Origin of the sequence: Campylobacter concisus, assembly GCF_902460845.1 — a bacterium.
In the GTDB taxonomy this organism is placed as follows: Bacteria; Campylobacterota; Campylobacteria; order Campylobacterales; family Campylobacteraceae; genus Campylobacter_A; species Campylobacter_A concisus_X.
On the sequence record NZ_CABPVS010000002.1, the window covers coordinates 180,313 to 200,447 of the forward strand.

Genomic DNA, 20,135 nt, shown 5'->3' on the forward strand with positions numbered 1-20,135 from the left:
TTCTCTTCAAAACTCATCCCAAAACGCTTTTTTAGGCTTTATGATCTCACTTTTTGAGCTATTTACGCTGTGATAGACTGCTTTATTGTATTTTGTGGCAAGGTGTTTTATTAGTAGCCTTTGAAGCACAGGCTCGCTGCTTGGCACAAACCAGCCATTGTTTGTGATAGCTACAACCACTTCAAATTCGCCCTTATAAAGCTCCTCTCTTGTCGCTTCATAGCAGATAGCGTTTCTAATTTTTACTCCATCTACCTCGTAGTCGCTAAAATTTTCAGCCTTTTTAAAGTCGCTAGCTCCGCCAAAAAATAGCTTATTTACTGTATCTTGCATAAATTTTGGTAAAGGAATTTCTTCGCCAAATGGCACTAAAAATTTCTTATCCATTCGCCTAAGAGTGCCATCTTGAAACAAAAATGCAGAGTTATAAATTTGCTTATTTTCATAAGCAAGCGCGCCAGCTACGATAGTTATCTTTTTTGAAAGCTCTTTTAGCTCATCGACAAGTAGCGGCTCATTTGTCATAAATAGTGGAAACGCGCTCTCTGGCAGCACGATAAGGCGTTTTTGCTCGGCTACTGCGCTATTTATCATGTCTAAATTTTCATTTGTAAATTTCATGCGTAAGCTTTTATCCCAGCGCACCCTTTGAGCGACATCGGTGTTTATTAGCTCCACGTCAAATGGCAAAGTCTTTGCCTCACTACTTTTAAACTGTAAAGCGGCTACTAGACAGATAAAAGCTAGAATAAATTTTAAAATTTTACCTTTTAAACTCAAAGAAATAGCCGCAAGAAATATAAATATAAGCCCTCTTGTGCTTGGCTCAAAAGGCCCTAAAACAAGTGTGGCCTCGAGTTTAAACCAGTTAAAGCCAAATGGATGAACGTAGCTTACTAAAAATAGTAAAACAGCTCTTAGCACGACAAAACTGGGAAAAGAGGCTACCCAAAACATAAATCCGTAAACAATGGCTACAAAGAGGATGACAAACGGTATAAGCCAAACAAGCTCATAGTAGATAAAACTAAAGCTGATCCAATAAAACCATAAAATTCCTGTGAAAAATCCAGCCGCGAAAAAACCAGCTCTGCTTAAATTTATGATGATGCCAATTCCAGTCAAAGTTAGAAACGGTGAGATGAAATTTAATAGCAAATTCTCGAAGAGGCTTAAAAAAATAAAGTTGGAAAGCAAAAAAGCACCGACAAAGGCTTTTATTATAATTTTAGTGCTAAAATGCCCATTTAAAAATCTTACAAATAAGGAAATCCATGCAAAACGCTGATTTTTTAACATCATTACTACCTCTTGTTGTGCTTTTCGCCATATTTTACTTTTTGGTTATTAGACCTCAACAAAAACAACAAAAAGCCCATGCAGCAATGCTCGCAGCTCTTGATAAAGGTGATAAGATAATAACTAATGGCGGACTTATCTGCGAAGTGATTAAAGCCGAAAATGATTTTATCAAAGTTAAACTTAACGATGATGTAATCGTTCGCATAGCACGCGAGTTTGTAGCTAAAAAGATCGAAGATAAATAATGCGTAACGCAAGAGTCACATATAGGCTAATTATCTTAATATTAGCCTTGATTTTTGGTTTTGGCTTTTCGGTGCCATCTTTTTTTCAAACTCAAAATGGGGCTAAAATTTCACTTGGCCTTGATCTTCAAGGCGGCCTTCATATGCTACTTGGTGTTGAAACGAGCGAAGCTATTCACTCAAAAATAAAATCAATAGCTGGAAGTATAAATTATTATGCTAAAAAAGAAGATGTGTTAATTGATAAATTTAAGATTAAAGAAGAGAACATTGAATTTACTCTCCTTGATGGCGATGAGGCTCCAAAAGTAGATAAAGCACTAGCCGAGATAAAGGGACTTGATATCAAAAAAGATGGTTTAAATTACAGCATATCTTTAACCGAGCAAGAAAGAACGGATACGATCGAATATGCGATCTCTCAAGCTGTTGAGACTATTAGAAATAGGCTCGATCAGTTTGGTCTAGCTGAGCCAACAGTCGCTAGACAAGGCAAAGACAATATCCTAGTTGAGCTTCCTGGCATAAAGACTGAAGAAGATGAGCAAAGAGCGAGAGATCTTATCGCGAAGGCTGCTCACTTGCAGCTTATGGCAGTTGATGATAAAAGACAAGATCAGGCTAATACAATGAGTGAGGCTGAAGCTGAAAGCTACGGCGATGTGATCTTTAAAGATGCTAAAAATGACCGTGTAAAATATGTCGTTAAAAATATCCCAGTGCTTGATGGCTCGATGCTAACTGATGCAAAGGTTGCATTTTCTCAGCAAAATAACCTACCGATCATAAATTTCACTCTAAATTCAGAGGGTGCTAGAATTTTTGGCGATTTTACTGGTGCAAATGTTGGCAAAAGGCTTGCTATTGTGCTTGATGGCAAGGTTTATTCAGCTCCTGTTATAAATGAAAGAATAGGTGGTGGCAGTGGCCAGATAAGTGGTGGCTTTACCCTTGATGAGGCTCACGACGTAGCGATTGCACTAAGAAGTGGCGCACTTTTAGCCCCTGTTAAGATGCTGGAAAAAAGAAGTGTCGGTCCATCTTTAGGACAAGAGAGCATCAATCAAAGCATGGTAGCGCTTGCTGCTGGATCTATTTTAGTAGTGCTATTTATGCTAGTTTATTACGGAATTTCTGGAATTTTTGCAAATATCGCGCTAGTTGCGGATGTCGTTATATTGGTAGCTGTTATGGCACTTTTTGGAGCGACGCTTACCTTACCTGGTATGGCTGGTATCGTGCTAACGATTGGTATGGCGGTTGATGCAAACGTCATCATAAATGAGCGTATACGTGAGCTTTTGCGTGAAGGTATAGCGATAAGAACAGCTGTGCAAAAGGGTTATGAGCACGCTATGAGCGCAATTATCGACTCAAATTTAACTACTATCATCACAGTTGCTGTGCTTTACGCTTATGGTACTGGTCCAGTTAAAGGCTTTGCAGTAACAATGGCAATAGGTATTATGGCTTCGATGCTAACAGCTATACTTGGTACTCATGGCATGTTTGATGCTGCTATGGACAAGATAGAAAAAAGTGGAAATACCAGACTTTGGTTTGGTTATAAAAGGAGCTAATGATGCAAATTTTTACTAAAGCAAAAGTTTATGATTTTATGCGTTTTAGATTTGCTTCACTAGCATTTTCTATATTTTTATTTGTTGGCTCTATTGTTTTACTTGCGACAAAAGGCCTAAACTACGGCATTGATTTCTCTGGTGGTACGCTTATCCAGCTAAAATACGACACCAAAGCGCCACTTGATAAAATTCGTGATGCTTTTGGCACAAATGAGGTGCTTAAAAACGCCTCTGTTACTGAGTTTGGAAGCGAAGATGAGGCTGTTATTAGATTTTCAGGTTCAAGCTCAAATTTAACTGGCGACATTGGTACTGAGATAAAGCAAATTTTAAAAGATACTGGAAATTTTGAGGTAAGACGTGTTGATATCGTTGGACCAAAGGTTGGTGACGAGCTTAGAGAAAAAGGCTTGATGGCTCTTGGAATTTCACTAATTGGCATATTAATCTACATCACATTTAGATTTGAGTGGCGTTTTGCGCTAGCTGCAATTGCAACTGAAATTCACGATATAGTTATAACTGTTGGTGCTATTTCGCTATTTAATATTGATGTAAATTTGGACACGCTAGCGGCTGTATTAACAGTGCTTGGCTACTCTCTAAATGATACGATCATCATTTTTGACAGGATAAGAGAGGGTATCAAAGAGAGTAAGAGAACTGACATCGAGGGCGTTATCAACGAGTCGGTCTCAGCTACGCTTTCAAGAACTATCCTAACTTCAGCAACTACGATGATGACAGTTCTTGTGTTATTTTTATTTGGTGGAGATATGATACATGGATTTTCATTTATTCTTATCGTTGGTATTGTCATAGGAACGATCAGCTCGATCTACATCTCTTCGCCGTTTCTTATCTGGTTTAAATTTAGCATCGAGCATTTTAGAAGCAGAGAGACTGAAAAACAAAAGATAAAAAAAGAGCGCGAAAAAGAGCGTGCTATGTTTGAGAAAGGCGTTGTGTAAGGAGGGATAATGAACTGGGGAAAAGTTATCTACATATTTTTTGCGCTGATGAGTCTTACGACTACGGCAGAATTTTTATATGATAAAAACGAGATTGCACTTTTTGTGGCAGCTAGTATAAATTTGGTTTCAACACTACTTAAGATTGGTGTTAAAAATTTACTCTCGGCTGAGCTTTTTGCAAGCTCACTGGTTGCTGACTTGCACCTTATACCAGCTTTTGTTATTTTGCAAGTCTCTGAAAATATAACACTTAGCTATTCGTTGGCTATTGGCGCAGTCATTGCAAATATATTTTCACTAGCCTTGGTTTTAATAGAATCAAGTAAAGCTCAAGAAGAATTTTAGGAGAAAAAATGGCTGAGAAAATAAAATATGAGCCTTTAAAGATAGAAAAAAAATGGCAAGAAATTTGGGATAAAAATGAAGAATTTGAACCAAAAGATGACCTAAGCTTGCCGAAAAAATATATCCTAAGCATGTTTCCATATCCAAGTGGACGCATACATATGGGGCATGTAAGAAACTACTCTATCGGCGATGCGCTGGCTAGGTCATATAGGAAAAGCGGATATAACGTGCTTCATCCTATTGGCTTTGATAGCTTTGGTATGCCAGCTGAAAACGCAGCCATAAAACATAAAATTCACCCTAAAATTTGGACTTATGAAAATATCGACTATATGAAAAAAGAGCTTGCAAGCCTTGGTTTTTCATTTTCTAAAAAGAGAATTTTAGCCACATCTGACCCACTTTATACAAAGTGGGAGCAAAGCTTTTTTATAAAGATGTTTGAAAAAGGGCTTGTTTATAGAAAAAATGCAATTATAAATTGGTGCGAATACGATCAAACTGTGCTTGCAAATGAGCAGGTGGAGGATGGCAAATGCTGGAGATGTGGTAATGATGTTGTACAAAAAGAGCTTCCAGGATATTACTTTAACATCACAAAATACGCTAGCGAGCTACTTGATGATCTGAAGCTTCTTGAAGGCAAATGGCCAAATCAAGTAATTACAATGCAAGAAAACTGGATCGGTAGAAGCTACGGCTTGGAGTTTAAATTTTATCTTGATGAAGCTTCAAAAGAGGCTTTAGGTGGTAAATTTGACGGCTTTGAGGTGTTTACTACAAGGGCTGATACGATTTACGGCGTTAGCTACACAGCCCTTGCCCCTGAACATCCTATTGTAAAAGCATTGCTTGAGAGTGATAAGCTTGATAAAAACAAAAAGACAAAGATAAAAACAATCCTGAACCAAAGCCCAAGAGAGCGTCAAGCGAGCGAAAAAGACGGAGAATTTTTAGGAATTTACGTCGTTCATCCACTCACAAATGAAAAAATCCCAGTTTGGGTTGCAAATTTTATCTTAGCTGACTACGGCAGTGGTGCTATCATGGCTGTCCCTGCGCATGACCAAAGAGATTACGAGTTTGCAAGTAAATTTAATCTTCCTATAAAACCAGTTGTAAAACCACTTGATGGCGAGAGCGACGGTTCTAAAGCATACTCTGAGTACGGAATTTCTATAAATTCTGAGCTTATAAATGGACTTGTTTCAGAAGAAGCTAAAAATTTTATAATAGAAAAATTTGAAAAAGATGGTTTAGGCAAAAGGATCACAAACTATAAATTAAGAGACTGGGGAATTTCTCGTCAAAGATATTGGGGTGCACCAATACCTATCGTGCACTGCAAATGCTGCGGCGTAGTGCCAGAAAAAGAGGAAAATTTGCCTATTGCGCTACCAGAAGATGTCGAAATCACAGGCGAGGGCAATCCTTTAGATAAACACCCAACTTGGAAATTTACAAAGTGTCCAAAATGTGGCCAAGACGCAATCAGAGAGACTGATACGATGGATACATTTGTGGAGAGCAGCTGGTATTTTGCTAGATTTGCAAGCGATGAGAAGACTTGGGAGCAAAAAGCACTTGATGAAAAGAGCGTGAATTATTGGATGAATGTAGATCAGTATATCGGCGGTATCGAGCATGCGATATTGCACCTTTTATACGCTAGATTTTTCCAAAAGGTCTTAAGAGACCTTGGCTATCTAAGAGACGATGAGCCGTTTGAAAATTTACTAACTCAAGGCATGGTCTTAAAAGATGGCAAAAAGATGAGTAAAAGCAAGGGAAACGTAGTAGATCCTGATGATATCATAAATAGATATGGCGCTGATACAGCAAGGCTTTTTATCCTTTTTGCAGCGCCTCCTCAAAAAGAGCTTGAGTGGAACGATAGCGCAGTTGAAGGCGCATTTAGGTTTTTAAATAGGCTTTGGGAGAAGGCACAAACTATCAAAAAGATAGACGAACTGCCTCAGGTAGATCATGAAAGCCTAAACAAAGATGAGAAATTTGCAAGGCTAAAGATTTATGAAGCGCTTAAAAAATCAACCGAGGTTTTTGGCGACACATTTGCTTTTAATACATTAATCGCTGCTTGCATGGAGGCGTTAAACGCCATAAATGCACAAGATAACGAAGATGTAAATGCTGAAGGCTTTTTTATCATCTTAAATTTACTAGAGCCTATCGTGCCGCACATCGCAAATGAGCTTAGTGAAGAGCTTTTTGGTAGAAAAAATTTCACAAAGATAGCCGTAAAAGAAGAGGTTTTTGTAAAAGATAGCATAGCTCTTGCAGTTACAGTAAATGGCAAAAAAAGAGCCGAGTTTGAAGTGGCAGCGAGCGAGAGTGAGGGTGAAATTTTAAAGCTAGCTAAGCAAAATGTAGCTAAATGGCTTGAAGGAAAAGAAATTTTAAAAGAGATTTATATAAAAGGCAAATTAGTAAATTTTGTCATTAAAGGATAAATTTTGAGATATTTTTTAGCGTTTTTTATTGCGATATTTATCTGTGGATGTGGCTATAAGCCGGTTTCAAAGATCACACATGATCTAGTTGGCGATAAAATTTACGTTGATGTGATTATCAGCAAAGAAGAACCAAAAAATAGCGTTTGGATAAAAGACGCTGTAAAAGAGGGCATGGTCGCAAGGCTAAATAAAAATTTATCAAGCAAAGAAAGTGCTGATACTTCGATAATAGTTTCAGTTAATAATTTAAGCTATGAAGCAATTATTTATGATGAGTTTGGCTATATTACGTCATACAAAGCACATTTAAGCTTAAATTATAAGACTAAATTTAAAGATGGCACCGTAGTTGATATTCCAGCCACTGGCGAGTATGACTTTAGTGTCGCAAGACGTCAAAAAGATGTAAGATTTGCTGATAGCGTTCTTAGTGATACTCAAAAATACGAAGCTATCAAAGAGGCATCAAAAGAGGCCTTTGATGAGTATATCGCAAGTTTAGCGGTAAAAGGATATAGAAATGGCAGCAGTAACCGTTAGTCAAATAGTCAAGGAAGCCTTAAATGAGATCAAAGATCGTCATTTGATGCTAACGCCAGAGAATTACACTGAAGTCTATAATGAAATTTCTAAAAAATATGGCTTTACAACAGAAGAGAGTAAAAAGATAGAAAAATATATCTCAAGGCTTGGCGATGAATATAAAAATCAAGCCCTAAGCCTCCATATAAAGACGGTCGATGAGTTTGTCGCTTTTATGACTGCCAGGCTCTCTAGGGGTGCTCAACAAGGAGCAGGCCTTGTAGCTGATGATAAAAAACTACAGTCACTAAATGCATTTGCTAGAAGAATTCTCCAAGCAATCTCAATGCTTCACAATAAAGATGCAAAAAGCTTAGCAGAGCAAAGTATGCAGCTACTTGCTAGAAGATATGATGAGAAAAATCTTGAAGAAATGTGCCTTAGATGGTTTGACTTTGTTAGCTCTTACGATACTGAATTTTTAGAATTTTTGAAATATTATGGTGTTAGAAATTTTGATGATTTAAAGACAATGAGTTCTGAACTTGAGAAATTTCTTACACAAAAAGATGAAGATGGCGAAGAGGATGTTTTAATTCAGCTTTTAAGTCTTACTCTTGAGCCTTCTATTACAAAGGATCTTGATGAAGAGCTTAGCACAATAAGAAGTACTTTGAAGCAAAATCCTAAAACCTTAAATAGCAAAGAATTTCAAGAAAAGGTAAAGGCATTTGTTGATCGCAGAATAGAAGAAGATAGAACGGAGATCATCGAGAAAGTTGGTTCACTAAATAATGTCTTGCAAAATATAAGCGAGAGAATTTCTGATATTGCAGTTAGTTCGCAAAGTAGTTCTGATAAAGTTAAAAGCATTAAAAATGATCTAAAAAATGTAAATTTAAATACAAATAGCATTGATCAAGTAAGAAGCATGCTTATTGAGATCGCTGGTGCTTTGGAGATCGAGAGCAAAGAGCTAGGTATCGAGATGCACAATAGACAAGCTACTATTTTAGAGCTTCAAAATAGAGTGAACAGCCTTGAAAAAGAGCTTGAGGAAGCTAAACTGGAGAGCAAAGAGGACTTTTTGACAAAGGTATCTACTAAGCGTGCTTTGATGAATGAGATTCAACGCATTGAAGAGGCATATAAACGCTATGGGACTGATTATTCTATCTGCTTTGTTGATATTGACTTTTTCAAAAGCATAAACGATACTTATGGGCATGAGGCTGGAGATGTTATTCTTTCAGCAGTGGCTCAAGTGCTTAAGAAAAATGCTAGAAAGGTTGATTTCGTTGGTAGATATGGCGGCGAAGAATTTGTAATCTTGCTTCCAAGCACTGGCTTAAAAGATAGTGTTAAATTTGGAGATAAACTAAGAAGCATGATAGAAAATTTTAAATTTATATATAAAAATGAGCGTATTAAGGTTACTATCAGCTCTGGTATAGCGACAAGAAGTGCAAATTTAAGTGAGACGATGACGCTTGAGGCTGCTGATAAGATGCTTTATCTCTCAAAAGAAAATGGCAGAAATCAAGTAATGCCAAAGATAATCGAGGAAAAATGAGCCTAGCTAAATTTCTTGATGGCAAGCCGCTTTATTACAAAGAGATTGACTATGGCAGGATTATTAGAGCGTATGCGACTATAAAAGAGCACATAAAGCCATTTAAGATTATTCACATAATAGGCACAAATGGCAAAGGAAGTACTGGCCGCTTTTTAGCGCAAATTTTAAGCCAAAATGGTGCAAAAGTAGGGCATTACACAAGCCCACATATATTTAAATTTAACGAGCGATTTTGGCTAAATGGTGAGGTTGCTAGCGATGAAATTTTAGAAGCAGCTCATGAGCGTTTGCAAGGACTTTTAAGCGACGAGTACAAGGTAAAAACGAGCTATTTTGAGTATATGACATTGCTTTCTGCCGTGCTTTTTGAGGGTTGCGACTATTTTATCTGTGAGGCTGGCATGGGTGGCGTGCTGGATGCGACAAATGTCTTTGAAAAAGAGCTAAGTATTTTTACGCCCATCGGACTTGATCATACGGCAGTTCTTGGGGATAGCTTAGAAGAAATTTCACACACGAAATTTGAAGCTATGGGTAAAAGAGCTATTTTAAATGATGAGATGAACGAGATAAGCGTTGCTATCGCAAAAGAGATCGCAAACCAGAGGGGTGCAATTTTGAGCTTCCCAAGAGAAATTTTAACCAAAGAAAATTTAAACGAGATCGCAAACTACGCAGATAAATTTAATCTACCAGAGTTTTTACGATCAAATTTAACTCTAGCCTACGCTGCTGCTAAAATTTTAGATAGCAGCATAGACATAAAAAAGCTTGGTGCTCTTACGCTTCGTGGCAGATGTGAAAAGATCGCTTCAAATTTATACGTTGATGTCGGCCATAACGAGCTTGGTGCAAAGGCTGTGGCTAAGAAATTTAGCTCTAAAGAGTTTAGTGACAAGAAGCTAACTCTAGTTTATAACTCATTTTTAGATAAAGATTTCAAGGCGGTTTTGGCAGCTCTAAAGCCAGTCGTTGAGGATGTGCTACTTTATCACTATCACTGCGATGGCAGGGAGCTTGGCGGAGAGCTCATAAATAAAGCACTAAACGAGCTTGAAATTTCACATAGAGAGTTTGAGTCAAGCGATATGAACGATATAAAAGAGGCAAAAAACGGCAAAATTTACCTAGCATTTGGCTCTTTTCACCTGGCCGAAGCCTTTTTAAAAGAGTACTATGCAAGCAAAGGTCTATGAGTATCTTTTAACACACGCCCCACAAATTCTCATCTGTGAAGATGACAAAGAAGCAGCACTTTGTGCGGATGCGGCCAGTTTTGCTGGCTTTAACGCTTTTAAATTACCTGATTTTAGAGCTAAAAAGGGCGATGATCTAAGAAGCTTTAACGAAGAGCTTTTTGAAATTTCATCCGTGCTTAGCAAATACTATAAATTTGATGGCAAAAAGATCATTATAAGCCCATTTAGCACGCTTTTAAACCCACTTCCAACGCAAAAAAACTTAAAGAGCTCAACGATCAAACTAAAAGACAATCTAAATTTAAGCGAATTTGCCGACCTGCTTATACGCTTTGGCTACGAGTGCGTCGATATCGTTGAGAGCGTTGGTGAGTTTAGCATACGCGGCGAAGTGATCGACATTTACGGCGTAAATATGGATGATCCTGTTAGGATTTTGCTCTTTGGTGATGAGATTGAGAGCATAAGAAACTACAACACTGCCACGCAAATTAGCAATAAAGCCGAGCTAAGCGAAGCCGAGATCGTTCCTTTTATCGCAAATTTGAGCAAAGATGAGTTTGAAAAGGTCAGCCAAAAGATCGAGGATATGCAAAGCGACGCCTTGGTGAGTGATCTAAATTCGCTTGGATTTTGGGCGATCGATAGCTTTAGTGACTATTTAAAAGTTTTTGACGCAAAGCTTGTTAGAAAGATCGATTTTGGAATTTATGATGTGCCTGAGGAGAAATTTAAGGGCATTGAAATTTTACCTGAGCCAAAGGTCTACAAAGACCTCGAAGTTACTCTAAATTTTGACTTTTTTGAGCTAAATAAGAGCAAAAATATAACCGTTCTTTCAAGAAACGAAGGGCTTTTTAAGGGCTATGAGCTTGATAGCTTTACAGATGTAAAGCTTGAAATTTCGCCTCTTGTGGTAAATATAACTTCAAGCGACAAGATAGTCGTTTCACTAAATAAATTTGAGAAAAAAAGGCGAGTTAGACGTTCAAGTCTCGTGGTAGACGAGCTAAAAGTAAATGATTACGTCGTGCATGAAGATTATGGTATAGGTAAATTTCTAGGGCTTGAAAAGATCAAGGTTTTGGGTGCTACGAAGGAATTTGTGGTCATTGCTTATCAAAATGACGACAAGCTTCTTTTGCCAGTAGAGCATCTAAATCTAATCGATCGCTACATTGCACAAAATGGCTCTATGGCGGTGTTGGACCGCTTAGGCAAGGCAAATTTTGCCAAGATAAAAGAAAAGGTCAGAGAAAAACTCTTTGCGATCGCTTCAAAGATCGTAGCTATGGCGGCAAAAAGAGAGCTCGTGGCTGGTAAAATTTTGCAAAAAGAAGACATCTCTTATCTAAATTTCGTCCAAGACGCTGGCTTTTCATACACGAGCGATCAGCAAAAAGCGGTAAATGATATAAGGGATGAGCTAAAAAGCGGCAAGGTGATGGATAGGCTGCTTAGTGGCGACGTGGGTTTTGGCAAGACTGAAGTTGCGATGAATGCTATATTTACCTGCATAAAATCAGGCTTTAGCGCATTTTTCTTTGTGCCAACGACGCTTCTTAGCTCACAGCATTACAAGACGCTAAGCCAAAGATTTAGCAAATTTGGCATAAAGGTTTTTAGACTGGATCGCTTCTCAAGCGCCAAAGAAAAATCAAGCCTGCAAAAAGCGCTAAAAGAAAATGAGCCCATAGTTTGCGTGGGTACGCATGCACTTCTTGGTGTAAAGGCTGAAAATTTAGGGCTTATAGTGGTTGATGAAGAGCATAAATTTGGCGTTAAACAAAAAGAGCAGCTAAAAGAAATTTCTCAAAATTCACACATCTTAAGCATGAGTGCCACTCCTATACCAAGAAGCCTAAATATGGCGCTTAGCAAGATAAAAACATATAGCATTTTAGCCACTCCGCCAAGCTCAAGGCTTGATGTGAGAACAAGTGTGAAAGAGTGGGATGAAAAGGTCGTCAAAGAGGCGATCATGCGTGAGCTAAGACGCGGCGGGCAGACTTTTTACATTCACAACCACATCGCAGACATAGAGCAAACAGCAAATGAGCTAAGAAAAATTTTGCCAAAGCTTAGGATTTTGATACTTCACTCAAAGGTAAATGCAAAAATAGCTGAAGATGAGATGATGAAATTTGAGCAGGGCGAGTATGACCTGCTACTTTGCACCAGTATCGTTGAAAGTGGCATTCATTTGCCAAATGCAAACACCATAATTGTAGAAAATGCCAATAAATTTGGCATGGCTGACCTGCACCAGCTGCGCGGTCGTGTGGGCAGAAGTGACAAGCAGGCTTATTGCTACTTTTTGGTGGAGGATAAGGATGTCATTAGTAAAGACGCGCTAAAACGTCTTGTGGCACTTGAAGGCAACTCATTTTTGGGTGCTGGCTCAGTGTTAGCATATCACGACCTTGAGATAAGAGGTGGCGGTAACATCATCGGCGAGGCGCAAAGCGGCCACATCGAGGCTATTGGCTACTCGCTATATCTAAAGATGCTAGAAGATGAGATAAATAAGCTTCTTAATCAAGGCTCCGCAAAGCTTGACAAGATCGATCTAAAGCTTAGCGTAAGCGCCTTTTTAAATCAAGAATTTATAAGAGAAGATAGGCTCAGGCTTGAAATTTATAGACGCCTTAGCAAGTGCAAAGAGGTTAGCGAGGTCTATGAGATACAAAGCGAGCTTGAGGATAGATTTGGCAAGATAGATATATTTACAAAGCAGTTTTTAGATGTCATCATCATTAAAATTTTAGCTCTAAAAGCTGGCATAAAAACGATCTCAAACAGCGAGCAAAACATACTAATAACAAAAAATGATGATGAGAAGATCAGGCTAAAGTCACGTAGCAAGGATGATGACGATGTTTTGGCTGAAATTTTGGTCTATCTAAGAAAGGATAAGAAGTGATAGATTGGGGCGTGAAGTATGCAGCGATTTATAGAAGTACAAAAGGGATGTTAAAGCCGGTTGAGGATATCGATTTTGTCGATATCGACTCACTTTATGGGCTAGAGAAACAAAAAGAAATTTTACTAAAAAATACTCTAAATTTTATCGAAGGCAAGGATGCAAACCATGTGCTTCTTTGGGGCGAGAGAGGATGTGGCAAGTCAAGTCTCGTAAGGGCTGTTTTTACTAAATTTTATAAAGCTGGGCTTCGCATCATTGAGATCGGTTGCGAGGATCTAAAATACCTTGGTGACATCATCGATGAGATCAGAAAGAGTGAGTTTAAATTTATCATTTTCTGCGATGATCTAAGCTTTGAAAATGGCAGTAATGAGTATAAATTTCTAAAACCTATAATGGATGGCTCTATCCAAAAGCCGCCAAAAAACGTCCTTTTATACGCTACTTCAAATCGCAGACACCTAATAAGCGAGTTTAAAAGCGAAAATGAAAACTCAGAGCTAATAGACGGCGAAATCCACTACAGCGACGCAGCTCAGGAGAAAATTTCTCTATCCGATCGTTTTGGTCTTTGGATTAGCTTTTATCAAGGCAACTACGACGAGTACCTAAAAATGGTTGATTTTTACTTTAAAGACTATAAAGGCAATAAAGACGAGCTTCATACGCTTGCTAAAAATTTCGCCACACTAAGAGCTAGCAGAAGTGGCAGAACAGCAAAGCAGTTTTATCTCACATTTAAAGAAAATTTAAAATGAGATCAACTGATCTGTTTTTAGCTCTGCTAAATCACAAAAAGAGAAATTTAGACGAGCTAAAATGGCCGGGCGAGGGCACTTTTGAGGTTGTTTTGGGAGCTATCTTGGTGCAAAATACCAACTGGAAAAATGTAGAAAAAGCGCTAGATAATCTAAAAAAAGCAAATAAAGATAGCCTACAAGGCATTTGCGAGCTTGAAAACAGCGAGCTTGCTACGCTCATAAAGCCAAGTGGCTTTTATAACACAAAGGCTAAACGGCTAAAGACGCTTTGTCTATCTATAAAAAATGAATTCGAGAGCTTTGAAAATTTTAAAGAAAATGTAAGTCGTGAGTGGCTCATAAGCGTAAAAGGTGTTGGAGCCGAGACTTGTGATGCGATACTGGCATATGCTTGCAGTAAGCCATATATGGTCGTTGATAATTACGCACTTAGGATAATGGCGTATTTTGACTATACTTTTGAGAGCTACGAAGAGGCGGCTGAGTGGTTTAGCTCGCTTGATTATGATGAAATTTATAAATTTCTTGATAGCGAGAAATTTGATGAGGTTGAAATTTTAAAACTCTACCACGCTCTTATTTTGGAGTTTTGTAAAGAAAATTTCAAAGGTAAAATTTTAAGCCAAAATGGTCAAAAAATATTAAGTAGCATTAAAAATTAAACTACTAATATGTAACAACTCTTTATAAATTTGCCAAAGATTGGGGCTTTTTATAGTCTATTTTAAAATTCTGTGCTAAATTTACACAAAATTTATCTTATTTAATTTAGGAGGAGTGATGATTTACGATAACATCGTTAAAACGATTGGTAATACACCTATTGTAAAGATAAAAACAGGTGCTGATGAAGCCGAAATTTACGTAAAATTAGAGTTTTTTAACCCAGGTGGCTCTGTAAAAGATAGGATCGCATTTAATATGATAACTAAAATGCTAGCTGACGGTACGCTAAAACATGGCGATACTATCGTTGAGCCAACGAGCGGAAATACTGGCATTGGCGTTGCAATGTGCGGTGCTGCACTTGGCTTTAAAGTGATACTTTGCATGCCAGAGAGCATGAGTATCGAAAGACGCAAGATCGTAGCTGCTTATGGTGCACAGCTTGAGCTTACTCCAGCGTCTGGTGGCATGAAAGCAGCGATCGCAAGAGCTACAGAGCTAGCAGCTCAGCCAAATCATATAATGCTAAGCCAGTTTGAAAACAAGTATAACCCACAAGCTCACGAACTAACAACAGCTGCTGAAATTGTGGCTGATTTTAGCAAGCTTGATGCATTTGTATCTGGCGTTGGCACAGGTGGCACAATAAGTGGCGTAGCAAAAATTTTAAAAGAAAAAGGCTATGATACTAAGATCATCGCAGTTGAGCCTGAGGCATCGCCGGTTTTAAGTGGTGGCAACCCAGGGCCGCATAAGATTCAAGGCATTGGAGCTGGATTTTTACCAAATACTATGAATATGAACTTAGTTAGCGAGGTAGAAAAAGTAAGCAATGATGACGCACTAAACGCAGCTAGAGCAATTGCAAAAAGTGATGGACTCATGATAGGTATAAGCGGTGGTGCTGCTTACGTGGCTGCAAAAAGAGTAGCTAAAAGACTTGGCACTGGCAAAAAAGTACTTTTCATAGCTCCAGATAACGGCGAGAGATACCTAAGTACAGAGCTTTATGGAGCATAAAAATATGTGGGAGAGTCTAAAGGAGTTAGTTCAAACTGTTCGTGAAAAAGACCCATCGGTACATAAGTGTTGCTTTTTGGCAATACTTATAAACACTCCTGGTATTCATGCGGTTTTGTTTCATAAAATTTCTCATTTTTTATATAAAAAAGAACATTTTTTTCTAGCTAGACTCATCTCACAAATTGCAAGATTTTTAACCGGCATTGAGATTCATCCGGGCGCAAAGATTGGTAGAAGATTTTTTATAGATCATGGTATAGGTGTGGTTATCGGTGAGACAGCTGAGATAGGCGATGATGTAATGATGTATCATCAAGTAACACTTGGAGGCACCGGAAAAGAGTGTGGAAAAAGACATCCGACTGTAAAAAATGGTGTGACTATCGCAGCTGGCTCAAAGATACTAGGTGCCATAACGATCGGTGAAAATGCTAAGATCGGCGCAAACTCAGTCGTGTTAAAAAATGTCCCAGCAAACGCGACAGTCGTTGGTATACCAGCGAGAATAGTTCGAGTAAATGGGACAAAATTTGAACCAGAATTTATTATCTAATCTCAAAGATTAGATAAATTTATTCTTACTTTTTATGCTTTAAAATTTGAACATAAATTTCGTCTTTTAGTTTTAACTTCTCTTTTTTTAAATTATCAATTTCAGATGGTTTTGCCAGATTGTCGTCTATTTTTTTATTTAGTTCATCATGCTTTTTGCAAAGAGCAGCAAAACGAGCATCTGTTTTCTTTAGCTCATTTATAAGGTCTGTATATTCATGTAACATATCGGCTCCTATAAAAATTTGAGAAATTTTATCAAGGCTTTGTAAATGCTTGGATATAAAAAAGGTGCCAAGACATTGCTTAAATTTTTAAAAAGAGCGAGTAGAAAAATTTATTTTATACGTATTTGAATTCTTCAGGTTTGTGTTTGCTTTTTACAACGCGTTTGGTTAGACGTATTCCATCAACGGTACCGATAACTAAAAGCTTTGATCCTGTTCCTACTAATGTGTCACCATTTGGCATTGGCACAAAATTATTATTTATATCTCTAATGCCCACTATGTCTGCATTTGTTATGTTTCGTAGATGAGTTTCTTTTAATCTTTTAAATCTTATCCAAGAGTAATCAGGCACAAGAATTTCTTCTATATCGATAGGTGAATTTTTTGTATACAAAAACTGCTCTAATAAATTTTCCATGTCCGGCCTTACGCTCATGGCGCTTAGGCGTTGTGCAACCAGACGAGATGGGCTCACTACATTGTCAGCGCCTAATTTTTTTAATCTTTGTGTATCGTCTTCTGTCTCTGCATTTGTGATGATATGATAAGGCTTTCTGCGACCTATCTCTTTTTCATAAAGTCTTACAGATGCTATAAGGGCGATGTTATCAGCAATATTTGAGCTAAGAGTTATAAGACCTTTTGCGCTTGATAGATGTGTTTTTAAAAAGGCAATTTGCGTGTGTGGCTGAGCTTTTATAAAATATGGATATTTGTAAATTTGGGCTAGCTCTGCGATATCTTCTCTATCATCGACCACTACAAAAGGTATATGATTTTCGCGAAATTGAGCACTAAGTTCGATTGTGTATAGATTGTGATAACAAATAACGAAGTGATTCTTTAGTCTTGCGATCCTATAAAGCATGCGTCGTTCCTTTAAAATGCTAATTAATGTACCTCTTTTTAAAACCTCAACCACAATACCAATCGATAGTGTAAATATAATAAAACCAATAAGTATAAATGTGATAGTAAAAATTCTGCCCTTTGGAGTTATTGGAGCAACTTCGGTAAAACCAACTGTTGTAAAAGTCATGCCGGCTTGGTAAAAGGCATCTATTAGCGAGAAATTATCTATTAAGACATAACCTAACGTTCCAAAAAGTAACAGTAATACGACTGAAATTAGTGGAAATCTAAAAGGTTTTAATTGTTCGTAAAGCTCAGTATCTAGGCTTATTTCTGGTTTTGTAGAGTTTGACCAGTTGAGGAATTTTAAAAGTCTTGAGAGAAAAGACATAAATTCCTCTTCATTTTATATTCTTAGTTTGATTGTTTTTTCATCGTTCTTAGAGTAGAAGCAGCAACTTTTATCTTTCTTGTAGTGCCATCTTCTAGTGTAACACGAATCGTTCTAAGATTTGGCAAGAATCTTCTTTTAGTTTTATTGTTAGCGTGGCTCACATTGTTGCCTATCATTGGTCCTTTGCCTGTTATCGCACATCTTTTTGACATTTTTTTTCCTTATAAACAAAAATTTCTGCTGATTTTATCTAAAACAAACAAAAGTAATGCTTAAATCAATTCTTTTTTAAAAGAATTGATTTTTATTAATAATCTAGATAAAATAACGCCTTTGCCTATAATTATAAATAGCAAAAATATTTAGAAATCTTGAGTGATACAAAATGCTTAGTAAAGAGTTGATCGAAAAAAATGTTAATTTTGTTTTACAGATGCCAACTCTTTTTGAAAAGATCGAGTGTTTTTTATTAGCTGGCAATGTAACTGAGGCTGTTACTGCTTTACAAAATATAGCATCTTTTAAAACTTATTTCAGCTCCATTTTTAAGCGTGCAAAATTTGATATTCCTTATGATGGCAACGATTTGGTAGTAATAGTAAATATGCTTGGCATTGATACTTTTAGAGCGATAGTGCTTTCTTATTTTATATTTTTAAAATCCCCAAAAATTTATAAGGTGTTTAATTTTAAAATCGTTGATTTGATAGAGCTTAATGCTAAAATTTTATCAGATTGGCTAAAGGTATTAAATTCTTTTAAAGAAAAACACTACAACTATTTATCGCTTGCTCCGTATTCTATGGCCTGTATTATAGTGTGTGAGAATTTATTTTCGAAATTTCCATCTTGCATGTCAGACGTTATTTCGTATTCTGACGTAAGCTATAATAAAATTTTACAAAAAAATATGGCTTTAGTCTTTGGGATATTTTTTTAAAAGCAATGAATATGAATAAACAATCATTAAGCAAGATTGATAAAGAGATGCTTTGCTTTTTTGAGATTTTGCTCTCTTATGAGTCCAGCAGGCCTGAATTTTATGATTTTGGAGTTGATAAAATTTTAGATATCAATGTTTATCCAGAGATGCAAACCATTATATTTATTAAAAAAGCTCTACAAAAATGAAATTAACTTTTAATGGTTCTATGGCAATTATAAGGCCTTTTGGTTTTTTGGAAGCAGAGAATGTTCCATTAAAATTAAGTGAAAAATATATAAACCAAATTTCATCGCGTGATATCAGCGCTATACTGCTTTCACTAAAAAAAGTTACATTTTTTAGTCCTATTTGGCTTGGTAGAGTAATTGAAAATTTAAGCGAAGAAGCGCAAAAGCTTGGCGTGGTATTTGCGATTTGCGATTACAATGAAATTTTTTATGAATTGATGATGAAAACAGTTAAGAATATTTTAAATATTTCAATGTTTGAAAGTGAAAATATCGCAAGCTTGTTTTTAAACAAATTTCTAAATAACGCAAATGGCAAAGTATTTATTTACAACTCAACTGAGCAGTACAAGCACTATTTAGCTAATTATCTTAAAAATCGCTCATTTGATGTGGTTGAGGCTAGAGATGCAACCGAGTTTAATAAAAAAAATAATTTATATAGTTATGCAGTATCACAGCTAAATCATGTGAGATTAAGACAAAATCAGATAGATACTTTTATAAAAGATGGTGTCGTTATTTATGCTATAAAAAGTTTTATGGACTCAGATTTTATTGAAGATTTTGATATGCCAGCTCATGATATTATGCTAAAAATCGGATATAAATTTTTTATTTTATGGGTAAATATTTCTGGCGCTTTAAATATAAGGGGTGCAAAATTTCTAATCAAACTTGCTAGCATTAGCAAAAGATCAGGTGCATTTATTTCGCTTTGTGGCATAAACGAATCAAATTTATCTATCGAATTAGTAACGTACCTTAAAGATGCAAATATATTTATCTATAAAAATTTAAATGACTTTTACAAAGACGACACTATTTTTTATCTTAAAAAAAGAGAGTTTGATGCAGAGCCAGTAGATATCAACAAGAGCGTTGCTCAAATTTCATCTTATGTGACGCAAATTGCGAGCAAAATTATCTCACAGTTAGCAGAAGAAGAAATTTTGTGTGTTGATACCAAAGTTAGTGCGCTTGACATAGAGGACGAGTGCGATTACTTGCGTATTTGTGTTCAGTATTATGGTGATATTTACGCAAGAGTGCTATTTGGTATAAAAAAAGATAAATTAGACAAAATTTGCTCTATTTTTATGCCTGAAGGCAATGATTCAAATGATTATTTAAGTGGATATTCTCAAATTTTTAGTATCATTACGGATAAATTTTTGACTCATCTTTGGCAAAAAGGCATAAAAGTAAAAGTTAGCTTGCCTAAAATTGTATCTGATGATGTTTTTTTCGATCACAATAGTGTAGGCATCATGAATAGGCTAGATGTAAAAGATGACGAAATAGGCTTTGTATTTGTAACCAAGTAAGGAGAAA

20 protein-coding genes are annotated in these 20,135 nt (G+C 36.7%); 16 read left to right on the forward strand and 4 right to left on the reverse strand.

Annotation, left to right across the window (positions count from 1 at the left end):
• Nucleotides 1–6 precede the first annotated feature (6 nt).
• On the reverse strand, nucleotides 7–1,299 hold the full coding sequence (locus F3H00_RS02535; RefSeq protein ID WP_187424072.1) for an apolipoprotein N-acyltransferase: 1,293 nt from the start codon (nucleotides 1,297–1,299) through the stop codon (nucleotides 7–9).
• Here F3H00_RS02535 and yajC point away from each other — a divergent pair.
• The 13 genes from yajC (at nucleotide 1,275) to epsC (ending at nucleotide 16,152) form a co-directional block, all read left to right on the forward strand.
• Nucleotides 1,275–1,547, forward strand: a complete 273-nt coding sequence (yajC, locus tag F3H00_RS02540; RefSeq protein ID WP_021090619.1) for a preprotein translocase subunit YajC — start codon at nucleotides 1,275–1,277, stop codon at nucleotides 1,545–1,547. The genes F3H00_RS02535 and yajC overlap by 25 nt on opposite strands.
• Entirely contained in the window at nucleotides 1,547–3,127 is a 1,581-nt protein-coding gene (gene secD / locus F3H00_RS02545; RefSeq protein WP_148798339.1) for a protein translocase subunit SecD, read from the forward strand. Before yajC ends, secD begins: the two co-directional genes overlap by 1 nt.
• Nucleotides 3,128–3,129: 2 nt before the next feature.
• Nucleotides 3,130–4,101, forward strand: a complete 972-nt coding sequence (gene secF / locus F3H00_RS02550; protein WP_103589472.1) for a protein translocase subunit SecF — start codon at nucleotides 3,130–3,132, stop codon at nucleotides 4,099–4,101.
• Between the two features lie 9 nt (nucleotides 4,102–4,110).
• On the forward strand, nucleotides 4,111–4,449 hold the full coding sequence (locus F3H00_RS02555) for a DUF6394 family protein (protein ID WP_021090699.1): 339 nt from the start codon (nucleotides 4,111–4,113) through the stop codon (nucleotides 4,447–4,449).
• Between the two features lie 8 nt (nucleotides 4,450–4,457).
• The gene (gene leuS / locus F3H00_RS02560) at nucleotides 4,458–6,923 is read left to right on the forward strand and encodes a leucine--tRNA ligase (protein WP_149703683.1); all 2,466 of its coding nucleotides are present in this window, start codon (nucleotides 4,458–4,460) and stop codon (nucleotides 6,921–6,923) included.
• 3 nt (nucleotides 6,924–6,926) lie between these two features.
• Nucleotides 6,927–7,466: an LPS assembly lipoprotein LptE gene (gene lptE, locus F3H00_RS02565; RefSeq protein ID WP_103604904.1), complete on the forward strand. Its 540-nt coding sequence runs from the start codon at nucleotides 6,927–6,929 to the stop codon at nucleotides 7,464–7,466.
• Complete coding sequence (locus tag F3H00_RS02570; protein ID WP_103604903.1) at nucleotides 7,447–9,021, forward strand: GGDEF domain-containing protein; 1,575 nt, start codon at nucleotides 7,447–7,449, stop codon at nucleotides 9,019–9,021. The genes lptE and F3H00_RS02570 overlap by 20 nt, the downstream gene beginning before the upstream one ends.
• Nucleotides 9,018–10,220 carry a Mur ligase family protein gene (locus F3H00_RS02575; protein ID WP_087585717.1) on the forward strand — a complete coding sequence of 401 codons (1,203 nt, stop codon included), beginning with the start codon at nucleotides 9,018–9,020 and terminating at the stop codon, nucleotides 10,218–10,220. Before F3H00_RS02570 ends, F3H00_RS02575 begins: the two co-directional genes overlap by 4 nt.
• Nucleotides 10,201–13,146, forward strand: a complete 2,946-nt coding sequence (gene mfd, locus F3H00_RS02580; RefSeq protein ID WP_148798343.1) for a transcription-repair coupling factor — start codon at nucleotides 10,201–10,203, stop codon at nucleotides 13,144–13,146. The genes F3H00_RS02575 and mfd overlap by 20 nt, the downstream gene beginning before the upstream one ends.
• Nucleotides 13,143–13,907: an ATP-binding protein gene (locus F3H00_RS02585; protein WP_148798345.1), complete on the forward strand. Its 765-nt coding sequence runs from the start codon at nucleotides 13,143–13,145 to the stop codon at nucleotides 13,905–13,907. Before mfd ends, F3H00_RS02585 begins: the two co-directional genes overlap by 4 nt.
• Complete coding sequence (locus F3H00_RS02590) at nucleotides 13,904–14,572, forward strand: endonuclease III domain-containing protein (RefSeq protein ID WP_148798347.1); 669 nt, start codon at nucleotides 13,904–13,906, stop codon at nucleotides 14,570–14,572. Before F3H00_RS02585 ends, F3H00_RS02590 begins: the two co-directional genes overlap by 4 nt.
• A gap of 118 nt (nucleotides 14,573–14,690) precedes the next feature.
• The gene (cysK, locus tag F3H00_RS02595) at nucleotides 14,691–15,596 is read left to right on the forward strand and encodes a cysteine synthase A (RefSeq protein ID WP_148798349.1); all 906 of its coding nucleotides are present in this window, start codon (nucleotides 14,691–14,693) and stop codon (nucleotides 15,594–15,596) included.
• A gap of 4 nt (nucleotides 15,597–15,600) precedes the next feature.
• Nucleotides 15,601–16,152 carry a serine O-acetyltransferase EpsC gene (gene epsC, locus F3H00_RS02600; RefSeq protein ID WP_148798648.1) on the forward strand — a complete coding sequence of 184 codons (552 nt, stop codon included), beginning with the start codon at nucleotides 15,601–15,603 and terminating at the stop codon, nucleotides 16,150–16,152.
• A 25-nt stretch (nucleotides 16,153–16,177) separates the two neighbouring features.
• Here the strand turns inward: epsC and F3H00_RS02605 are convergent, their stop codons facing one another.
• The 3 genes from F3H00_RS02605 to rpmB all read right to left on the reverse strand — a co-directional run bounded on the left by F3H00_RS02605 (nucleotide 16,178) and on the right by rpmB (nucleotide 17,839).
• Complete coding sequence (locus F3H00_RS02605; protein WP_054196440.1) at nucleotides 16,178–16,378, reverse strand: HP1242/YdcH family protein; 201 nt, start codon at nucleotides 16,376–16,378, stop codon at nucleotides 16,178–16,180.
• Nucleotides 16,379–16,493: 115 nt separating this feature from the next.
• Nucleotides 16,494–17,624, reverse strand: coding sequence for a potassium channel family protein (locus F3H00_RS02610; RefSeq protein WP_021090478.1), 1,131 nt, complete (start codon nucleotides 17,622–17,624; stop codon nucleotides 16,494–16,496).
• A 23-nt stretch (nucleotides 17,625–17,647) separates the two neighbouring features.
• Nucleotides 17,648–17,839, reverse strand: a complete 192-nt coding sequence (rpmB, locus tag F3H00_RS02615) for a 50S ribosomal protein L28 (protein ID WP_021090707.1) — start codon at nucleotides 17,837–17,839, stop codon at nucleotides 17,648–17,650.
• 173 nt (nucleotides 17,840–18,012) lie between these two features.
• Between rpmB and F3H00_RS02620 the strand changes: the two genes are divergently transcribed.
• From F3H00_RS02620 to F3H00_RS02625, 3 genes are read left to right on the forward strand one after another with little or no spacing between them, the layout of a single operon-like run.
• Nucleotides 18,013–18,567 carry a hypothetical protein gene (locus F3H00_RS02620; protein ID WP_188115300.1) on the forward strand — a complete coding sequence of 185 codons (555 nt, stop codon included), beginning with the start codon at nucleotides 18,013–18,015 and terminating at the stop codon, nucleotides 18,565–18,567.
• 11 nt (nucleotides 18,568–18,578) lie between these two features.
• Nucleotides 18,579–18,758 carry a hypothetical protein gene (locus F3H00_RS10290; RefSeq protein WP_180997722.1) on the forward strand — a complete coding sequence of 60 codons (180 nt, stop codon included), beginning with the start codon at nucleotides 18,579–18,581 and terminating at the stop codon, nucleotides 18,756–18,758.
• A gap of 47 nt (nucleotides 18,759–18,805) precedes the next feature.
• The gene (locus F3H00_RS02625) at nucleotides 18,806–20,128 is read left to right on the forward strand and encodes a hypothetical protein (RefSeq protein ID WP_187424074.1); all 1,323 of its coding nucleotides are present in this window, start codon (nucleotides 18,806–18,808) and stop codon (nucleotides 20,126–20,128) included.
• The last annotated feature ends 7 nt before the right edge of the window (nucleotides 20,129–20,135 follow it).

Coding starts and splice junctions, on each gene's coding strand:
- yajC (WP_021090619.1), top strand. CDS start 1,275: ATGCAAAACGCTGATTTTTTAACATCATTACTACCTCTTGTTGTGCTT.
- F3H00_RS02535 (WP_187424072.1), bottom strand. CDS start 1,299: ATGTTAAAAAATCAGCGTTTTGCATGGATTTCCTTATTTGTAAGATTT.
- secD (WP_148798339.1), top strand. CDS start 1,547: ATGCGTAACGCAAGAGTCACATATAGGCTAATTATCTTAATATTAGCC.
- secF (WP_103589472.1), top strand. CDS start 3,130: ATGCAAATTTTTACTAAAGCAAAAGTTTATGATTTTATGCGTTTTAGA.
- F3H00_RS02555 (WP_021090699.1), top strand. CDS start 4,111: ATGAACTGGGGAAAAGTTATCTACATATTTTTTGCGCTGATGAGTCTT.
- leuS (WP_149703683.1), top strand. CDS start 4,458: ATGGCTGAGAAAATAAAATATGAGCCTTTAAAGATAGAAAAAAAATGG.
- F3H00_RS02570 (WP_103604903.1), top strand. CDS start 7,447: ATGGCAGCAGTAACCGTTAGTCAAATAGTCAAGGAAGCCTTAAATGAG.
- F3H00_RS02575 (WP_087585717.1), top strand. CDS start 9,018: ATGAGCCTAGCTAAATTTCTTGATGGCAAGCCGCTTTATTACAAAGAG.
- mfd (WP_148798343.1), top strand. CDS start 10,201: ATGCAAGCAAAGGTCTATGAGTATCTTTTAACACACGCCCCACAAATT.
- F3H00_RS02590 (WP_148798347.1), top strand. CDS start 13,904: ATGAGATCAACTGATCTGTTTTTAGCTCTGCTAAATCACAAAAAGAGA.
- cysK (WP_148798349.1), top strand. CDS start 14,691: ATGATTTACGATAACATCGTTAAAACGATTGGTAATACACCTATTGTA.
- epsC (WP_148798648.1), top strand. CDS start 15,601: ATGTGGGAGAGTCTAAAGGAGTTAGTTCAAACTGTTCGTGAAAAAGAC.
- F3H00_RS02605 (WP_054196440.1), bottom strand. CDS start 16,378: ATGTTACATGAATATACAGACCTTATAAATGAGCTAAAGAAAACAGAT.
- F3H00_RS02610 (WP_021090478.1), bottom strand. CDS start 17,624: ATGTCTTTTCTCTCAAGACTTTTAAAATTCCTCAACTGGTCAAACTCT.
- rpmB (WP_021090707.1), bottom strand. CDS start 17,839: ATGTCAAAAAGATGTGCGATAACAGGCAAAGGACCAATGATAGGCAAC.
- F3H00_RS02620 (WP_188115300.1), top strand. CDS start 18,013: ATGCTTAGTAAAGAGTTGATCGAAAAAAATGTTAATTTTGTTTTACAG.
- F3H00_RS10290 (WP_180997722.1), top strand. CDS start 18,579: ATGAATAAACAATCATTAAGCAAGATTGATAAAGAGATGCTTTGCTTT.